At 27.5% G+C, this 17781-nt stretch carries 17 protein-coding genes; 15 read left to right on the top strand and 2 right to left on the bottom strand.

Annotated features, from left to right (window positions below; all coding sequences use genetic code 11):
- Nucleotides 1-640: 640 nt before the first annotated feature.
- The 12 genes from CLPU_RS09655 to CLPU_RS09600 all read left to right on the top strand — a co-directional run bounded on the left by CLPU_RS09655 (nucleotide 641) and on the right by CLPU_RS09600 (nucleotide 10728).
- The gene (locus CLPU_RS09655) at nucleotides 641-1114 is read left to right on the top strand and encodes a GNAT family N-acetyltransferase (RefSeq protein ID WP_050355449.1); all 474 of its coding nucleotides are present in this window, start codon (nucleotides 641-643) and stop codon (nucleotides 1112-1114) included.
- Entirely contained in the window at nucleotides 1111-1638 is a 528-nt protein-coding gene (locus CLPU_RS09650) for a GNAT family N-acetyltransferase (RefSeq protein WP_050355475.1), read from the top strand. Before CLPU_RS09655 ends, CLPU_RS09650 begins: the two co-directional genes overlap by 4 nt.
- 135 nt (nucleotides 1639-1773) lie before the next feature.
- Nucleotides 1774-2337, top strand: a complete 564-nt coding sequence (locus CLPU_RS09645) for a TetR/AcrR family transcriptional regulator (protein ID WP_050355448.1) — start codon at nucleotides 1774-1776, stop codon at nucleotides 2335-2337.
- 83 nt (nucleotides 2338-2420) lie between these two features.
- Nucleotides 2421-3083, top strand: a complete 663-nt coding sequence (locus tag CLPU_RS09640) for a hypothetical protein (RefSeq protein WP_050355447.1) — start codon at nucleotides 2421-2423, stop codon at nucleotides 3081-3083.
- Nucleotides 3084-3456: 373 nt separating this feature from the next.
- A complete protein-coding gene (locus CLPU_RS09635) occupies nucleotides 3457-4686 on the top strand; it encodes a 4Fe-4S binding protein (protein WP_050355446.1) in 1230 nt (409 codons plus the stop codon).
- A gap of 54 nt (nucleotides 4687-4740) precedes the next feature.
- Nucleotides 4741-5205: an FMN-binding protein gene (locus tag CLPU_RS09630; protein ID WP_050355445.1), complete on the top strand. Its 465-nt coding sequence runs from the start codon at nucleotides 4741-4743 to the stop codon at nucleotides 5203-5205.
- Nucleotides 5206-5728: 523 nt separating this feature from the next.
- On the top strand, nucleotides 5729-6442 hold the full coding sequence (locus tag CLPU_RS09625) for a lysophospholipid acyltransferase family protein (RefSeq protein WP_050355444.1): 714 nt from the start codon (nucleotides 5729-5731) through the stop codon (nucleotides 6440-6442).
- Between the two features lie 277 nt (nucleotides 6443-6719).
- Nucleotides 6720-7202: a MarR family winged helix-turn-helix transcriptional regulator gene (locus CLPU_RS09620; protein ID WP_050355443.1), complete on the top strand. Its 483-nt coding sequence runs from the start codon at nucleotides 6720-6722 to the stop codon at nucleotides 7200-7202.
- 88 nt (nucleotides 7203-7290) lie between these two features.
- A complete protein-coding gene (locus tag CLPU_RS09615) occupies nucleotides 7291-8466 on the top strand; it encodes an ArsA family ATPase (RefSeq protein WP_050355442.1) in 1176 nt (391 codons plus the stop codon).
- Entirely contained in the window at nucleotides 8459-8662 is a 204-nt protein-coding gene (locus CLPU_RS09610) for a hypothetical protein (protein ID WP_050355441.1), read from the top strand. The genes CLPU_RS09615 and CLPU_RS09610 overlap by 8 nt, the downstream gene beginning before the upstream one ends.
- 243 nt (nucleotides 8663-8905) lie before the next feature.
- Entirely contained in the window at nucleotides 8906-9424 is a 519-nt protein-coding gene (locus CLPU_RS09605) for an RNA polymerase sigma factor (protein ID WP_050355440.1), read from the top strand.
- Nucleotides 9421-10728 (top strand): DUF4179 domain-containing protein, encoded by a 1308-nt coding sequence (locus CLPU_RS09600; RefSeq protein ID WP_050355439.1) that lies wholly within the window; start codon nucleotides 9421-9423, stop codon nucleotides 10726-10728. Before CLPU_RS09605 ends, CLPU_RS09600 begins: the two co-directional genes overlap by 4 nt.
- A 210-nt stretch (nucleotides 10729-10938) precedes the next feature.
- On the opposite strand, the gene CLPU_RS09595 is transcribed toward CLPU_RS09600, so the two are convergent.
- Complete coding sequence (locus CLPU_RS09595; RefSeq protein ID WP_050355438.1) at nucleotides 10939-11445, bottom strand: GAF domain-containing protein; 507 nt, start codon at nucleotides 11443-11445, stop codon at nucleotides 10939-10941.
- Nucleotides 11446-11643: 198 nt separating this feature from the next.
- Between CLPU_RS09595 and CLPU_RS09590 the strand changes: the two genes are divergently transcribed.
- From CLPU_RS09590 to CLPU_RS09580, 3 genes are all read left to right on the top strand, one after another.
- Complete coding sequence (locus tag CLPU_RS09590) at nucleotides 11644-12876, top strand: ArsB/NhaD family transporter (protein WP_050355437.1); 1233 nt, start codon at nucleotides 11644-11646, stop codon at nucleotides 12874-12876.
- A gap of 113 nt (nucleotides 12877-12989) precedes the next feature.
- Nucleotides 12990-14387 (top strand): DEAD/DEAH box helicase, encoded by a 1398-nt coding sequence (locus CLPU_RS09585; protein ID WP_050355436.1) that lies wholly within the window; start codon nucleotides 12990-12992, stop codon nucleotides 14385-14387.
- A 121-nt stretch (nucleotides 14388-14508) separates the two neighbouring features.
- Nucleotides 14509-16695, top strand: a complete 2187-nt coding sequence (locus CLPU_RS09580; RefSeq protein ID WP_050355435.1) for a DNA topoisomerase III — start codon at nucleotides 14509-14511, stop codon at nucleotides 16693-16695.
- A 122-nt stretch (nucleotides 16696-16817) separates the two neighbouring features.
- Here CLPU_RS09580 and CLPU_RS09575 read toward each other — a convergent pair whose 3' ends face one another.
- Nucleotides 16818-17750: a DMT family transporter gene (locus CLPU_RS09575; RefSeq protein ID WP_050355434.1), complete on the bottom strand. Its 933-nt coding sequence runs from the start codon at nucleotides 17748-17750 to the stop codon at nucleotides 16818-16820.
- Nucleotides 17751-17781 lie beyond the last annotated feature (31 nt).

The following is a 17781-nucleotide window of genomic DNA, read 5'->3' as shown; positions in this document are numbered from 1 at the left end:
TAACAAGTTTTCTTAGAGACAGATAATCTTACTTTTATTTTCTTATATTCATGGATAATATATTTGATTTATAAATATATATGATAAGATTATTGTAATAAAGCACAGAATATATTACCAGAATTGTGATTAAACTTATTCAATAATATATAGAAGATTGATATTTATATATACCTATAAAACTTGAAAATAAGAAAAGTTTGGGTAGAAAATAGAGAGACTTTCAGCGGATACAACCAAGGAATATCTGTTAAAGAACTTAGTAAAGAGTACTATCTTACTGAGAATAGTATCAGAAGAATAATCAGACGAGAAAAAGAAAAAATATAAATACAAATCGGTATTTTGATATATTAACTTATATAATCAAATATCGATTTTTTATTTGAAATTTTAGAGTTAGATATAACCTGCTTTATTACATAATAGTTTATGCTCTTGAAATAGTAGTAAGAGAAATACTATAATTTTATTAAAATATAAAATTAAGTAAAGTTAAAGGATATATGTTAGTATATAATCATATAAATTTTGAGTTAAGTAAGTACAAAACTAAAAGAACAATGTGGAAGACTAGGTAAATCAAAAGACAGTGAAACTATACTATAAATGACCACAGCTTTGAAAGGAGACGGTATGTATGCTTATAAGAGAGATAGAAAAGAAAGACAATGAGAGAATAGAAGAAGTTATAAGAACTTGTCTAAAAGAATTTGGTGGAGACAGGGAGGGACTTGCTTGGGAAGATCCTGAGTTAGCATGTCTTTCTGAAGCATATAAAGATAAAGGATCACGATACTGGGTTGTAGAAAATGAAGGTGAAATTATAGGAGGATGTGGTATAGGTCCTATAAAAAAACTTGAAGGAGTATGTGAATTGCAAAAAATGTACTTTTTAAAAGAGAGTAGAGGTACAGGAGCAGCAAATAAACTTATGAAAATAGCTTTAGATTTTGCTAAAGAAAATTATGATAAATGTTATCTTGAAACCTTAAGCAATATGGAAGCTGCAAATAAATTTTATCAAAAATATGATTTTAAAAAACTTGAGAAACCTATTGTTGATACAGGACATTTTTCATGTGATGTATGGTATATAAAGGATTTAAAATGATCTATATAGAAACGGAACGACTAATTTTACGAGATTGGAAACAATCAGATTTAGAAGAGTTTAGAAAAATTAACTCAGATGAGGTGGTTATGGAGTATTTTCCAAAAACTCTTTCAGAGCAAGAAACAGATGCGATGTATGAAGCTATTCAAAAAGAATTTGAAGAATATAATTATGGATTATATGCAGTAGAAGTAAAAGAGAATAAAGAATTCATTGGTTTAATAGGATTTCATAGAGCAACGTTTGATTCAGATTTTACACCGTGTGTAGAAATAGGATGGCGTTTGAAGAAAGAAGCTTGGGGAAAAGGATATGCTACAGAAGGCGCAAAAGCTTGTTTAAAATACGGATTTGAACAGTTAGGTTTTGAAGAAATATATAGTTTTACAGCAAAAATAAATACACGTTCACAAAATGTAATGAAGAAATTAGGAATGAATTACGTAAAGGATTTTAACCATCCAAAAGTTGAAAGTGATAGCGTTTTATATAAACATGTATTGTATAATATTAGGGCTTAAATCTAGAATATTATGATTTATTATAATTTTGCTTAACTAAGTTAGATTGACAAATTTTTTTGATATGATACAATGAAAATGAACATTGTTCATATCAAAAAATGAATGTATAATTTTTTGAAAAGGATGTTTTAGATGGCAAAACAAAAGTTGAATTGTAAAGAAACTATATTGAATTCTGCAAGAGAGATTGCCTTTGAAAAAGGTCTTTCTAATGTAAATATTCGAGATGTGGCAAAAAAAAGTGATATTGCTTTGGGGACAGTTTATAATTATTTTCCTACAAAAGGGGACTTACTTGCATCGGTTATTGAAAGTTTTTGGATTGATGCAAGAAGTTATATATACCTACATTCAGATACAAACCACGATTTTTATGAAAACATACAAAATATGTATAAAAATTTAAGTTCCTATTTTTATGAATTTGAGAAAAACTGGCTGAATCAAATTGCTTTAATAAAATCGGAAGATAAAGTAACAGGTAAGCAGAAAATGGACGAATATTTATTAGAAATTCAAAAAGAAATCATTCATTTAATGGATATGGATCAAAACATAAAAAATCATAAATGGACAGAAGCTTTAACAAAAGAAAAATGTGCTTCATTTATTTTAAATAATTTTATGTTTATGATAAATAAAAAAGAGAATAACATTGATTATTTTATTGAAATTTTAAAACGAACATTACAATAATCATACACGTGCCCTTATACAAAATAAGGGTATATTTTGAAACAATAATGAACAATGTTCATAATAAGATTTGAGGTGATGATATGCAAGCGATGGGAGAAACTATATTTGATATTATTTACTTGTTTACTGTAATTTCAATGGGTTTCATCATGGTAAAGAAGGGTAAAGACGAAAAGCAATATAAGTTGTTTGGATGGATGGCTGTATTATTAGGATTCGGAGATGCATTTCATCTGGTTCCAAGATCATATGCATTATTAACAACAGGTTTAGAAGCTAATGCAAAAGCTCTTGGTTTTGGAAAATTTGTTACATCTATAACTATGACAATCTTTTATATCATATTGTATCATATATGGCAGATACGCTATGAGATAAAAGATAGAAGAAGTCTTACACAAATTGTTTATGCACTAGGTATTGTTCGAATCTTCTTATGTTTCTTACCACAAAATGAATGGTTTAATTATAATGCACCAGTAATTTGGGGAATTATTCGAAACATACCTTTTGCTCTTATAGGGTTAATTATTATTTATTTATTTTTTACAGAAGCAAAAAGGAATAACGATGTTAATATGAGGTTCATGTGGCTAGCCATTGTTCTTTCATTTGGATTCTATATACCAGTTGTTCTATGGTCAGACACAATTCCTCCTATAGGAGCACTAATGATTCCAAAAACAATTGCTTATGTATGGGTTGTTTTTATGGGATATAAAGACATGAAACAAAATATATAAAAATATATAAATGTAAATGGAGGTGTAACAGAATATTCTGTTGCACCTCTAATCATATTATATTTAGCTTTAACAATAAGAAATGTTTTATATGAAAAAAACATATTAAAATTTAAAAGATAAAATATATGAAATATATACGGACTTCCTCGACTCTAATATATATGAAGAAATGCCAAATATTATTGTTGATAATGTTTCTACATCAGTAAATTGCTAATGTATATTTATTCAAAGATTATTAAATTAAATTCTACTATTTAAACTTTGTATTAAATTTATCAATATAGAAAAATAGTTGTTGCAATTATCATAATATCTTTGGTAAAATAATGAAGTGAAAATGATAATCTATTTCAATAAGGAGGTGTAAATGATTAATAAATTAAAAAAAAGACAAAATATTCAAATATTCTTCTTTATTACACTATTTACCATAACAATTTCTAAAACAATGGAGTTAAATATTTTACCTGATAGACTTAATGCTCTAAATACACTATGCCCAATTGGAGGTGTAGTAAATACTGTTGACTTTTTTACTGGAGGAATGAGTCTTCTTAAAGAAGATGGGCTAATAATATTAGGAAGTATACTAATAACACTTATTTTAGGTCCAATTTTTTGTGGATGGCTATGTCCATTTGGAGCTTTTCAAGAGTTTATATATAAAATATCAAGTAAGTTATTTCCAAAGTCCAAAAGAAAATTAAAACTAAGTGAAGAAATGGATAAAAAATTATCAGTTTTAAGATATATATTACTTTTACTTGTAATTATATTAACTGTAAATGGATATCATTTAATACTTTCTACTATTGATCCTACATATTCTTTACTTTATATACCTTTAGGATATTTTAATGCTTTGGGAATAACATTATTTATTTTCATCATAGTTATAGGAATATTCATAGAAAGAGCTTGGTGTAAATACCTTTGTCCATATGGAGCCTTATTAGGGATTTTAAATAAGTTAAAAATATTTAAGATAACTAGAAAAGATCAAACATGTATTGGCTGTACAAAATGCAATAGAAAGTGTCCTATGGCAATAGATATTACAAAATATGATGAAGTAAATAACTTAAAATGTGTATCTTGTATGGAATGTATAGAAGATAAAGTATGTCCATCTGCAAATACATTAATATTAGAATCATCTATAAAGAATAAAAAAATTGAGAAATACGTGGTAAAAGAAGTACTATTACTATGGTTAGTTTTAATATTCATTATTCCTTTTTATAATGATATATCTAATTTTAGTAATTTAGAAGAGTCACAAGCTGTACGTGCTAGTACTGATAATATAGTGATGAAAAATAATGGTAGTTATAAAGATGGAGAATATATAGGAAAGGCAAAAGGATATAAAAGTATTATTAAGGTCAAGGTAAAAATACAAAAAGGAAAAATAATAGAAGTAAAAATTATATCTCATGATGAAACAGAATCTTATGCTAAAAAGCCAGTTGAAATTATACCGAATCAAATAATAGAAAAACAATCTACAGATGTAGATGTAGTATCAGGTGCAACATGGACAAGTGATGCTATAAAGAATGCAGTAAATGATGCTCTTATAAAATCAAAAAAGTGAAATATTTAACTTTGTATGTATAATTTTAATGGATTAAATAAATGGAGGGAATTTATGAAAAATAAAATGATGGGATTTATAGGTTTTATTGTAGCTATAGTTTTAATTGGAAACTTTTATTATTTAAATAATTTTAGAAGTTATATAGCTTCATTCAATCTTAAAGATACAGTAAAAAAGATTGAAGATTTAGAAAAGAAAAACAATGATCTTAATAAGAAAATAGAATCTTTAGAAGCTTCTGTAGGTTCTAGTGAAAAGTCATATAAAGATGGAGAATATACAGGAGAAGCAAAAGGATTTAAAAGTACTATCAAGGTTAAGGTAAATGTTAAAGACAGCAAAATAAGTGATGTAAAAGTCATTTCACACGATGACACTCCATCTTATGCTAATAAACCAGTAGAGGAGATACCAAAGTTAATAGTTGATAAACAGTCTACTAATGTAGATGTAGTATCAGGTGCGACAATTACAAGCAATGGCATAAAAGACGCGGTAAACAATGCTCTTAAATAGTAAAAAAATAAGCTTAAAATATACTGGGTAGAGTATATTTTAAGCAAAAAATAAAATTAAAAATAAATTTACATCCATTAAAATTATAACATAAAAAATAATTAAAAGATTATAAGATAATAAGATTATAAGAAGTAATAATAATCATTATAAATATTCTAACCTATATTCTTAATATTCTAGGAGAAGTATTAGTTATATAACTAATACTTCTCCTATTTAATATGTTAATTTATGTATTAGAATGTAGTTCTTATGTATACAAATTAGTAAGGTAAAGAGTTATATTAGTTATTTTTTTAAATTTTCATTATTAGTAATGGTTAATATTATAATTTAAATAAACATTTTGACAAAATATACAATTAAAAAAGATAAAAATATGTTATTATTATTTGATAGTATGATTTTATTTGAATACATACTTAAAGTATATTTTAGTATTTTAATTTTTCTATTTAAATATTAGATAAATATAATAAATTTATAATGTAAATATTCAAATTAGATAGGAGGAAAGGCTATGTTAAGGACGATAGTATGGTTTATTTACTTTTGGGTAAGTTTAGTTCTTCTACTACCATCTTTACTTAGAGTTAAGATACTAGATAAGTCAGGGAATATAGCTAAACGTGATGAAGTTGTTAATAGAAAGGTGAAAAAGTGGGCTAAATCAGTACTTGTATTAAGTGGATGTGAAGTTAATGTTATAGGTGAAGAAAATGTTCCTGAAGATGGTTCTGTGCTTTTTGTAAGTAATCATCAAGGAAACTTTGATATTCCTATATTACTTACTTATATACAAAAGCCAAAGGCATTTTTAGCAAAAAGTGAACTGAAAAAACTTCCCATGATAAATAAATGGATGAAATACTTAAACTGTATATTCTTAGATAGAAAAAATCCTAGAGAATCAATAAAAGCTATTAATAATGGAGTAGAAATATTGAAAGAAGGATATTCTCTTGTAGTATTTCCAGAAGGGACAAGAAGTAAAGATGGGAAATTAGGAGAGTTTAAATCAGGTTCATTAAAATTAGCTACAAAATCAGGAGTTCCAATAGTTCCTGTTACAATAAAAGGATCTAATAAAATAATGGAGAAAGGTAGTTTAATTATTAGACCTGCTAAGGTAGAAATTATTATTTCTCCTCCAATAGAGGTAAATGATAATCAAAGTAAAGATACAAAGGAACTTACAGAAGTTGCACGAAAAGCTATATGTGAAAATTTATAGTGAAAAAGATAAAAAATAAATTACTATAAAAGTAATTACTTATTACATAGTAAATGTCAAATATAGAGAAAGATTAACTTTAAAAAGAACTCTTACAACGAATAGGAGTTCTTTTTTATTTAATAACTAGCAACTTTGATTTAAGGGTTGCTTTATTATAGTATATTTAAAATAATATTATAATTAATTTAATACAGATAATTGACAATATTATAGTAATATAATATATTTATAAATAATACTACGTGTGACGAAATATTTATGAGGTGAAATTATAATGAAACAAGATCAAATTCTTAATATGTTTCTTGATAACATACAGAAAATTCTTTATCCTCAAGAATGGATCGATATAGATTTTAAGTTATCCAAAACAGAACTTTTTACTATGCTTATAGTAGATAGACACGGGGAAGTCATTATGAGTAATATAGCTAATAGCCTTAACATATCTATGAGTACAGCTACAGGTATTGTTGATAGATTAGTAAGTAAAAATTATTTAAAAAGAGAGAGAAGTACCAATGATAGACGTATAGTAGTTATAAAACTTTCTCAAGAAGGAAAAGAAATAATAAGCAATTTAAAGGATACTCTTAATCACTATATTAGTAATATATATGAGACTTTAACAGATGAGGAAGTAAAGCTTCTAAGTAAAATAATTCTAAAGGTTATAAGAGTATTTAGTGATGAAGACAAACAAGATAATGTAGAAAATGAAAACAAGAAAACTATTAAGAAAATAAATATTGAATAGATAAGCCCATTAATAAATGGGCTTAATATCAAAAAAATACTTCGTCAAACGTAATATTCGTTAGAAAAAATAATAGGGGGAATGTATAATGAGAATTATACTATATACTGGAAAAGGTGGAGTAGGAAAAACAAGTATAGCAGCAGCTACAGCAGCAAAGAGTGCACAAAGTGGTAAAAAGACATTGATTATTAGTGCTGATCCAGCTCATAGTCTAGGAGATGCTTTAGATATTTCATTAGAATCAGAGCCAATAGAAATTATGGAAAATATGTGGGCTCAAGAAATTAATACACTTTATGAAATGGAAAAAGGATGGAAGAAAGTTCAAGATTACTTGACATCACTGTTTACTGCTAAAACTGTAAAGGATATTACAACAGAAGAGTTAACTATATTTCCAGGGATGGAAGATCTACTAAGTTTACTTAGAATTTTAGATTATTATAAGAGCAAAACTTATGATGTTATTATAGTAGACTGTGCCCCTACAGGAGAGACTTTAAAATTATTAAGTTTTCCAGAAATGTTAAGATGGTGGATGGAAAAGCTGTTTCCACTAAAACGTAAAGCTCTTAAAATACTCGGACCAGTAGCACAACCAATATTAGGATTACCTATGCCAGATGACTCTGTAATGGGAGAAATAGAGAATCTTTATATAAAATTAGATGAAATGAGAAATATTTTAATAGATAGAGATACTACAAGTATACGAATAGTTGTTAATCCGGAAAAGATGGTAATTAAGGAATCACAGAGAAGCTTCACTTATTTAAATATATATAATTTCAATGTAGATTCTATTATTGTAAACAGAGTTATTCCTGATGACGTTAATGAAGGATACTTTAAAGAATGGAAGGAGATTCATAAGAAGTACTTGAAAGAAATTCATGATAGTTTTTCGCCTGTTCCTATTTATCATGCTCCACTGTTTGATCAAGAATTAGTAGGGATAGATATGTTAATTAAAATGAGTAATATTATATTTAAAAATGATAATGCAGTAGATATCAAATATAGTAATAGAACACAAAAGATTGAGAAAATTGATGACGATTATGTTTACTCAGTATATATGCCATTTATGAAAAAACAAGACTTAGATCTTAATCAAAAAGGTGATGAAATAATCGTTAGAGCTGGAGATATCAAAAGGAATATTATTCTTCCTAGAACACTAACTAAATTGTCTATCAAAGAAGCTAAATTTGATGATGAAGTATTAAAAATTCGATTTGGTGGTGAGGAAAATGAATAAAGAGTTATTTAAAGATTTAATTACTTTAAAGTTGAGAACAGTGGAAAAAATTATTAAAATATGTCCATTGAATATTCCTATAAATAAGGCTTATGAAGATTTAATTCATATTATAAATGAATCTACTTCTGAGTATATCCAAGAAACAAAAAAAGAAAAGGACAATGAAGAAATAAAGAATATCAATATTAACTAACTTTACCATTATGATAGTTTAGAATTAGATATAAATTTAATTAAAAGACATTAAAATTCTACTTTAAAATAATAAGTAGAATTTTAATGTCTTTTAAGGGTAATCATTGTTATATTTATATATAGGTTTATTAAGAAGAATATTAATAATAACGATAAAAATACATTTTATATCAAATATTTTATATAAAAATGAACTTTTCAATCTGAAACTTACTCTTATATATGAAAGAGAGGTGAGAATATGGATACTATTTTACTAGTAAAGAAAGCAAAACAAGGAGATAAGGATGCATTAGTTCAACTTATTATGTTAAAAAAGCAAGACTATTATAAACTTGCATACGTATATATGAAAAATCCTGAAGACACGCTAGATGTAATGCAAAATATGATCGTCATTTTGTATGAAAATATTGGTCAATTAAAAGATAACAGTAAATTTTATAGTTGGAGTAAGACTATTCTAGTAAATTGCTGTAAAAATTATTTAAGAAAAAATAAAAAATTGATTTCATTAGAATATGTAAAGGAACAGTGCTATGAGGAAAATTTTCAACAGAAAGATGAAGAAGTTATGATAGAAGAGTGCTTATCCCAATTAAAAGAAAAACACAGAGAAGTTATAAAACTGAGATATTTTCTGGATTTAGATTACAAGACAATTTCTAATATACTAAAAATACCTGTTGGAACGGTTAAATCTCGTATTCATATTGGACTTGAAAAATTAAAAGAGATATTTGGAGGTGAAGAACTATGAATAAAATTGAAGAAATCCTAAAAAAGAGAAAAAAAGAATTAGATAATATAGAAATACCAGAAGAATTAGAAATGAAATTACATGATGCGTTGAAGGATAAGAAAATATCTTCAACTAGACATAGAAAGTGGAAAATGAAAGCTGCGGCATTATTTCTTATAGTTATTTTTATGGGATATAATATTAATACTTTGGCTCTCTATGGCAAAAAACTAGTTGGATATGATGAGATTATGAATGAAACTTTAAAAGAACTTAATGAATTACAGAAAGGACAATCTATAGATAAAAGTTATACTTTTAAGAATGGAGTTACTATTACACTAGATGGAATAATGATAGATGATAATCAGCTTTTAGCTTATTATACTATAAAAGATCCTAATGGAAAGATTAATGATGCAAATAGTAACCTAACTATAGATATGATTGGGACTAAAGGTAATTATTCTATGGAAAGTAGTCAAGGATTGACTAGTAATGAAAAAACTGAGGCGAAATATATTGCTAGTTTTGCTCCTCCTAGTTTCTACGAAAAAAAATTAAAAATGAATATTACTTTGACAGAAGGAAATAAGAGAGAAACTGGAGAGATTACTTTCAAACTAGATAGGAATAAAGCTATGGGATATAGTCTAAAGAAAGATATTAATAAAGATATTAAAATAGATGAAGGTAAAATAAGATTTGATTCTATAACAGCTTCCCCTACTGCTACTGTTATTAAAGGAAGACTTCAGAATACCTTAGGTTTAGTTTTAGATCATGTTAATAAAAAACGTTTTAAACCGGAACAACTAGATGTAAGACTTATTGCTAACGGAAAAGAACTTTTAAATTTAAGTTCAGAAATAAGTACTAATATAGGCGGCATAAAGTTCAAACAAGAATATGATGCATTACCTGATAACTTAGAAAGTTTACAGATTTATATTATAAGTTTTAGCGCAGATCATGACGTTTATAAACAAATTAAGCTTGCAAGAAATAACAAAGTTAAATCTATAAAAATTCTAGATAATAAAATAGATATTAATAAAGTATATGAATCTAAAGGAAAAACATATGTTACTATTACTACTGAAGAAAATGTAGTTCTTTCAAAGGTACATTTATTAATAGACGATAAGAAAGTAAAACTAGAAAATACAATTTCAAATAAGCATGATAAAAAAGAAAATGGAGTTACCACTCATACTAGAACTCTTTGTTTTAAAGGAACGGGAAAAAGCTTAAAATTAGATATTAAAAGATTAAAATATAATAAGAACTATAATCAAATTATAGATATACCTGTAAAATAAGAAGGATTAACTTTAATACAGCATTTGAAAAGCATATCCAATATAGTTTTAAATTTATTGTATCAAAGACTAATTTAATTTTTATAAATAAAATGCTCTTCTAGTTATGTTTTAATAAAATTAAAAGCATAACTTATGAAGAGCATTTTAAAACTATAGAAGAGTTATATATTAACTTTCAAAAGGATAAATATAGTGATAAACGAAACATTATATTCTAGTAACTTCATTCCAATCAATATATTTGTTTAACTTTTCAACAAGTTTTTCCATATATTCAGCTTCAAGTTGTGTAAATCTATCAATTTCAGGGCTGTCTAAGTCTAGCACACCATATACTATATTATCTTTAATAATTGGTATAACTAGTTCAGAATTAGATGCATTGTCGCATGCAATATGACCTGGAAATTCATGTACGTTTGGAACTAGTTGAATTTTTCTAGTAGTTACTGCATTGCCACATACTCCAGATGATAGCTTTATCCTATTACATGCTGGAAGACCTTGAAAAGGACCAAGTACAAGTTCATTATCTTTAATTAAATAAAATCCTGCCCAGTTTAGTTTGTCTATTAATATATTTATGAGAGCAGAGACATTCGATAAATTTGCTAATGTATCTTTTTCTGAGCTTAATTGTCCTTCAACCATAAGAAGAAGGTAATTAAGCTTTTGTTTTTCACTCATTTTTTCTATACCATCTAATTTAAACATATTAAGTCTCCTTTTATTCTAATAATATTCATATAAAGATATTAGCATTTTCTAAGATATGAAGTATGTAGACTTTAAAGTTAAAAGATAAGATTAATTAATTGTAATGCAAAATATCTTAATATATAATAACACCGTATATATTAATTAAATATATTTTCATTTTATAACACAACACAGTTAGGAGAAAGCATAAAAATGATTAAAGCAATTATTATATTTATAATTACTTACATACTTATTTCAGGTAAACGATTAAACAGAATCAAGATAGGGCGCCAGGCAGGTGTGTTATTAGGGACAGTTTTAATGGTTATTAGTAGAGTGATAAAGCCAGAACAAGTATATCAATTAGTTAACTGGGATACTATTTTGCTTTTATTAGGAATGATGATCATTATTGAACATCTAGCTGAAGCAGAGTTTTTTACACTAGTAGCAAGATGGGTACATTCTAAAAATTTATCATCAAAGAAACTTTTAGCATTATTAGTTTTTGGTACAGGGATATTAGCTGCATTTTTAGTTAATGACATAGTGTGCATATTTTTTACCCCACTTTTACTAATAATGATTAAAGAAAGGAATCTCCCACCATTACCATTTTTACTAGGACTAGCTACATCTACTAATATAGGAGGAGTAATAGCTTTTACAGGAAATCCTCAAAATATGATTATAGGAAACTTATCAGGAATATCTTATGGAAAATTCTTTATTCTAATGTTACCAATAGGAATCTTAGGATTAATAGCTAATTATCTTATATTATTGCGTATGTATAATAAAGACATGTCAATTGACGTTAAAAATATAGAGTTAGGAGAAAAACCAAAGGCTAAACCTTTACTTAAACGTTCTTTATTCGTAACATTTTTAGTTATTATTGGATTCTTTATATTTAAGAACATAGCTTGGGTAGCAATAAGTGGAGCAACCCTCTTATTTGTAATTTCAAATCGAAATGAAACAACACTATTAAAAAAACTAGACTGGAATTTACTATTATTCTTTTCAGGACTTTTTGTTGTTATAGGTGGACTTCAAGTTTCAGGAGTAACAACTGCAATATTAAGTAAGACATCGAGTTTCTTAGAAGATGGATTCTTAAACTTTTTTTCTTTTGGTATTTTGAGTATTTTAGGCTCTAATCTTTTTGCTAATGTTCCGTATGTTCTAGTAGTAGCAGAAAGTATTCAGAAACTAGCTGATCCTACATTAATGTGGTTTACATTGGCTTTTACAAGTACAATAGCAGGTAACTTGACAATTTTAGGTGCCATAGCCAATGTTATTGTAGTAGAACGAGCAAGGGGAATTTGTAATATTAGCTTTTGGGATTTTTTTAAGTTTGGACTTCCATGTACTTTAATTAACTTTATAATTGGAATGTTATTTTTATGGGGATATCATTTGATAGGTTGGATTTAACATTTTTAAAGACTTATTTTTTGAGATTTTTGATATTAACAGTATTAATATGATAGAATAAATCTTCTAACTAATACTAATAATAAATAGAAAATAGAGAGGTAACTAACATAATGATGATTGATTTTGGAACTATAGGAATTAGTAATAAATTGAAAAGTATATTAAATCAAAATGGAATAACGAAACCAACTTCTATCCAAGTTAAGGCTATTCCAGAGATAATAAAAGGAAAAGATGTCATAGCACAAGCTCATACAGGAACGGGAAAAACTCTGGGATTTATGCTACCTATGATGGAAAGTATTAATGCAAGCCAACCTTTTATACAAGGATTAATTATCACTCCTACAAGAGAACTAGCGATTCAGATTACAGATGAAGCTAAAAAACTTGCGCCATATAAAGACGTTAATATATTAGCTGCATATGGCGGACAGGATGTAGAGAAGCAGATAAAAAAATTAAAGAAGGGTATTCATATAGTGATTGGTACTCCAGGTCGTTTATTGGACCACATTAGAAGAAAAAGTATTAATTTTAGTAAACTTAAAATGCTTGTACTGGATGAAGCTGATCAGATGCTTCATATGGGCTTTTTAAAAGAGGTAGAAGAAATAATAAATAAGACACCAAAAGGAAGACAAACAATGCTTTTCTCTGCTACAATGAATAATCAGGTACGCTCACTTGCTAGTAGATATATGAAAGAACCAAGTGAAATACAAGTTAAGGGAAGTAATGTAACTTTAGATGAAATAAAGCAGTTGGTTGTTGAAACAACAGATAGAGGAAAACAAGATGCACTTTGTAGTATTATTGATGAATACAATCCTTTTATGGCAATAATATTTTGTCGTACTAAACGTCGTGTAAGTGCACTTAATCAAGCTTTAAATAGACGTGGATATGATTCAGATGAAATACATGGTGATCTTAGTCAGGCAAAACGTGAGAAAGTAATGAAAGCATTTAGAAAAGCAGAGATACAACTTCTTGTAGCAACAGATGTTGCTGCTCGTGGATTAGATATAGAAGGAATAACACATGTATTTAATTATGATATAGCACAAGATCCAGAAAGCTATATCCATCGTATAGGACGTACAGGACGTGCAGGTCAAACTGGTGTTGCTGTTACTTTTGTAGCTCCTAAAGATAGACAAGAATTAGATATGATTGAAAGAAAAATAAAAATGACTCTAGAAAGAAGAAAGATAGTCAAAGAAAAAGATCATGAAAAGGATAAAGCAATAAATAAGTTTAATGAAAAAGAAGATAAGGCGCATAGTAAATATAGACGTTCTAATAATGATAGAGGTAATAAGTCTAGAAGTGGGAAAGGCAACAATACTAGAAAATCATCAAGAAGTAATAAGACTGATGAGAGAAGTAAAGACTATAAAGGAAGAAATTTAGGAGATAAAAAGCAAAATTTTACAGGTGGAAGATCAAGTAAAAGAACTCAAAATTCAAAGAAAAATAGATATTCAAAAGATAGAAAGTTTTAACTTTAAAATAAAACCACGACTATATTAAGTTAAGTACATAATATAGTCGTGGTTTTCCCTTTTGTGTTAGAATAGATTAATATGGACTATAAATTATAGTTGTTTTGAAAGGATTGTTAATATGAATAAGAAATTGGTGTTAGCTGAAAAGCCTTCTGTTGGAAGGGATATAGCTAGAGTATTGAATTGTAATAAGAAAGGTAATGGATACTTAGAAGGTCAAAAATATATAGTTACTTGGGCTTTAGGTCACTTGGTTACACTTGCTGATCCTGAAGATTATAATAAAAAATATAAGTCATGGAAAATTGAAGATTTACCAATGTTACCTTCTAGTTTAAAACTTAATATAATTAAGCAAAGTCGTAAGCAATTCTATAACGTTAAGGAACAAATGAATAGAAAAGATGTAAATGAAATTATAATAGCTACAGATGCTGGTAGAGAAGGTGAACTTGTAGCTAGATGGATAATAGAGATGTCTCATGTTAAAAAGCCAATTAAACGTCTTTGGATTTCTTCTGTTACGGATAAAGCAATTAAAGATGGATTTAATAAATTAAAAGATGGTAGAGCATATGAAAATCTTTATGCATCGGCTGTTGCTAGAGCAGAAGCTGATTGGATTGTAGGTATAAATGCCACACGTGCTTTAACTTGCAAGTATAATGCTCAACTTTCTTGTGGAAGAGTTCAAACCCCTACACTTGCTATGATTGCAAAGAGAGAAGAAGAAATTGAAAATTTCAAACCAAAAGATTTTTATGGTATTACGGCTTCAGCTAAAAATTTAAAGCTTATATGGCAAGACAAACATACTAAAGATATAAAAACTTTTGATAAGGGAAAGTGTGATAAAATACTGAAGTCTATAAAAGGAAAAGATGCGAAGATTGTAGCTATAGATAAAAATCATAAAAAAACATTCTCGCCACAACTATATGATTTAACAGAGTTACAAAGAGAAGCAAATAAAATATTCGGTTATTCTGCAAAGGAAACACTTTCTATTATGCAAAAACTTTACGAGCGTCACAAGGTATTAACTTATCCAAGAACTGACTCAAGATACATATCTGAGGATATAGTGGATACATTAAAGGATAGGGTTAAAGCTTGTAAAACTGGACCATATAATGCACTAGCTTCAAAAGTATTAAAAAGTAACATAAGAACAAGTAAGTCGTTTGTAGATAATAGCAAGGTTTCTGACCATCATGCTATTATACCTACTGAACAACCTGTATTTTTAAGTGAGTTAAATGATAAAGAGCGAAAAATATATGACATGGTAGTTAGAAGATTTTTAGCAGTTTTATATCCGCCTTTTGAATACGAGCAAACAACTATAAAAGCTCAAGTAGGAGATGAAATTTTTACAGCCAACGGAAAAGTAGTTATATCTCAAGGTTGGAAAGAAGTTTATGCAAATATATCCGAAGAAGATAGCGACTATGATGATGCTTTAGACCAAACGATTTCTAAATTAAATAAAGGAGATGTTTTAAATATATCTTCTGTTACACAAACTAAAGGACAGACAAAGCCGCCTGCACCTTTTAACGAAGGAAGCTTACTTTCAGCTATGGAAAGTCCAGTTAAATATATGTCTAATGAAAGTAAAGATCTAATTAAAACCATTGGCGAAACAGGAGGAATTGGAACAGTAGCTACAAGAGCAGATATTATTGAAAAGTTATTCAACAGTTTTCTTATTGAGAAAAAAGGAAAAGATATCTTTATAACTTCTAAAGGAAGACAACTTCTTGATTTGGTTCCTGAAGAATTAAGATCGCCTGCATTGACTGCAGAATGGGAACAGAAGTTAGGATATATAGCTAAAGGAAGTCTTAATAAGGATAGCTTTATTAGCGATATGAGAAGATATGCAAAATCAGTTGTTAATGAGATAAAAAATAGTGAAGATAAATTTAAACATGATAACTTAACAAGAAACAAATGCCCAGAATGCGGTAAATATATGCTCGAGGTAAATGGAAAAAAGGGAAAGATGCTTGTTTGCCAAGATAGAGAATGTGGACATAGACAAGGTGTTGCCAAGATAACCAATGCTAGATGTCCTAACTGTCATAAAAAATTAGAACTACGTGGTGAAGGAGAAGGACAGATTTTCACATGTAGATGTGGATATAGAGAAAAGCTTTCTGCTTTTAACGAAAGAAAGAATAAAGAAAGTAATAAGGTGTCAAAGAAAGATGTGTCAAAATATCTTAAAAAACAGAAGGAAGCGAGTAATGAATCAATTAACTCCGCTCTTGCAGATGCATTGGCTAAGCTTAAACTCTAAAAATTTTAAAGAGTAGAGTTGTTAGCGCAATAGGTTATTAATAATATTTATACTAATAACTATAAAGGCTATTCATACTCCAGACTGTGAGATGAATAGCCCATTTTTTATATAATATTGTCTTATAAATTTTGATCTAATCGTTTTCTACTGCCAGTAAAGCAATTTGCACCTATTACTCCAGCAATAATCATCAATGAACCAATTATATGATAACTATATATACGTTCTTTTAAAAAGACAGCTCCAGCAAAGATAGAAACAACAGTTGTTAAATTAACAAATACATTCATTTTAGAAGCTTCTATTTTAGAAAGAATATAGTTAGTTAAAGCTGATGTAACTAAACATGCAAGAATTCCAAGATATAGCATTGATAATACGAAGCTTAAATTACTAAAAGGAGTAAGGAATTGACTTAAAGTATTATCTGATACATGTTTGCCTATTGCAGCAATATTGAAAATGATAAATCCTCCAGTTATCATGTAATATGTTAGTTCTACAGCATTAAAATCTTTAGAAAGCTTTCTTGCAAGTATACTGTATCCTGAAAAAGAAAGACAAGATAATAGTAAAAATATAATTCCCTTATAGCTATTAAAACTTATACTCTCACCTTTCATCATAAACATATATAGAACACCGAAGAAAGATAAAAATATAGACACCTTTTGAACTAAATTTGTCTTCTCATTTAAAATTAGAGAAGATAAAACCATTGTGAATATAGGTGTAGTTGCTTGTATAATACCTGCTTCTGATGATGAAGAAAAACTAAGTCCAAAAGTTTGAAGACTAAGAAAAAGAGTTGGATAGAATATAAGTAAAGGTAAGACTTTAATAACATATTTTTTCTCGAATCTCACTTTTATCCATCCTAAAGCAACAGGGATAGTTAAAGCTATAAATGAAACTGCAAATCTAAGGGCTAAAACATCTAAAGGGCTAGAATATTTTAATGCAATTTTAGTAAACAAAAATGAAAAACCAATTATTACAGCATATAGAACTGCTAACATATATACAATAAAAATATTATTATTTTTTTTCATAAGTAAGCCTCCTTAAGCCATACTATTCGTA

This window comes from Gottschalkia purinilytica, assembly GCF_001190785.1.
Classification (GTDB): domain Bacteria; phylum Bacillota; class Clostridia; order Tissierellales; family Gottschalkiaceae; genus Gottschalkia_A; species Gottschalkia_A purinilytica.
Note: the sequence above shows the minus strand (reverse complement) of the source record. Positions and strands in the feature narration are given on the sequence as shown.

Bases quoted from the DNA above. Each gene is read 5' to 3' on its own strand.
- CLPU_RS09655 (WP_050355449.1), top strand. From the start codon at position 641: ATGCTTATAAGAGAGATAGAAAAGAAAGACAATGAGAGAATAGAAGAA.
- CLPU_RS09650 (WP_050355475.1), top strand. From the start codon at position 1,111: ATGATCTATATAGAAACGGAACGACTAATTTTACGAGATTGGAAACAA.
- CLPU_RS09645 (WP_050355448.1), top strand. From the start codon at position 1,774: ATGGCAAAACAAAAGTTGAATTGTAAAGAAACTATATTGAATTCTGCA.
- CLPU_RS09640 (WP_050355447.1), top strand. From the start codon at position 2,421: ATGCAAGCGATGGGAGAAACTATATTTGATATTATTTACTTGTTTACT.
- CLPU_RS09635 (WP_050355446.1), top strand. From the start codon at position 3,457: ATGATTAATAAATTAAAAAAAAGACAAAATATTCAAATATTCTTCTTT.
- CLPU_RS09630 (WP_050355445.1), top strand. From the start codon at position 4,741: ATGAAAAATAAAATGATGGGATTTATAGGTTTTATTGTAGCTATAGTT.
- CLPU_RS09625 (WP_050355444.1), top strand. From the start codon at position 5,729: ATGTTAAGGACGATAGTATGGTTTATTTACTTTTGGGTAAGTTTAGTT.
- CLPU_RS09620 (WP_050355443.1), top strand. From the start codon at position 6,720: ATGAAACAAGATCAAATTCTTAATATGTTTCTTGATAACATACAGAAA.
- CLPU_RS09615 (WP_050355442.1), top strand. From the start codon at position 7,291: ATGAGAATTATACTATATACTGGAAAAGGTGGAGTAGGAAAAACAAGT.
- CLPU_RS09610 (WP_050355441.1), top strand. From the start codon at position 8,459: ATGAATAAAGAGTTATTTAAAGATTTAATTACTTTAAAGTTGAGAACA.
- CLPU_RS09605 (WP_050355440.1), top strand. From the start codon at position 8,906: ATGGATACTATTTTACTAGTAAAGAAAGCAAAACAAGGAGATAAGGAT.
- CLPU_RS09600 (WP_050355439.1), top strand. From the start codon at position 9,421: ATGAATAAAATTGAAGAAATCCTAAAAAAGAGAAAAAAAGAATTAGAT.
- CLPU_RS09595 (WP_050355438.1), bottom strand. From the start codon at position 11,445: ATGTTTAAATTAGATGGTATAGAAAAAATGAGTGAAAAACAAAAGCTT.
- CLPU_RS09590 (WP_050355437.1), top strand. From the start codon at position 11,644: ATGATTAAAGCAATTATTATATTTATAATTACTTACATACTTATTTCA.
- CLPU_RS09585 (WP_050355436.1), top strand. From the start codon at position 12,990: ATGATGATTGATTTTGGAACTATAGGAATTAGTAATAAATTGAAAAGT.
- CLPU_RS09580 (WP_050355435.1), top strand. From the start codon at position 14,509: ATGAATAAGAAATTGGTGTTAGCTGAAAAGCCTTCTGTTGGAAGGGAT.
- CLPU_RS09575 (WP_050355434.1), bottom strand. From the start codon at position 17,750: ATGAAAAAAAATAATAATATTTTTATTGTATATATGTTAGCAGTTCTA.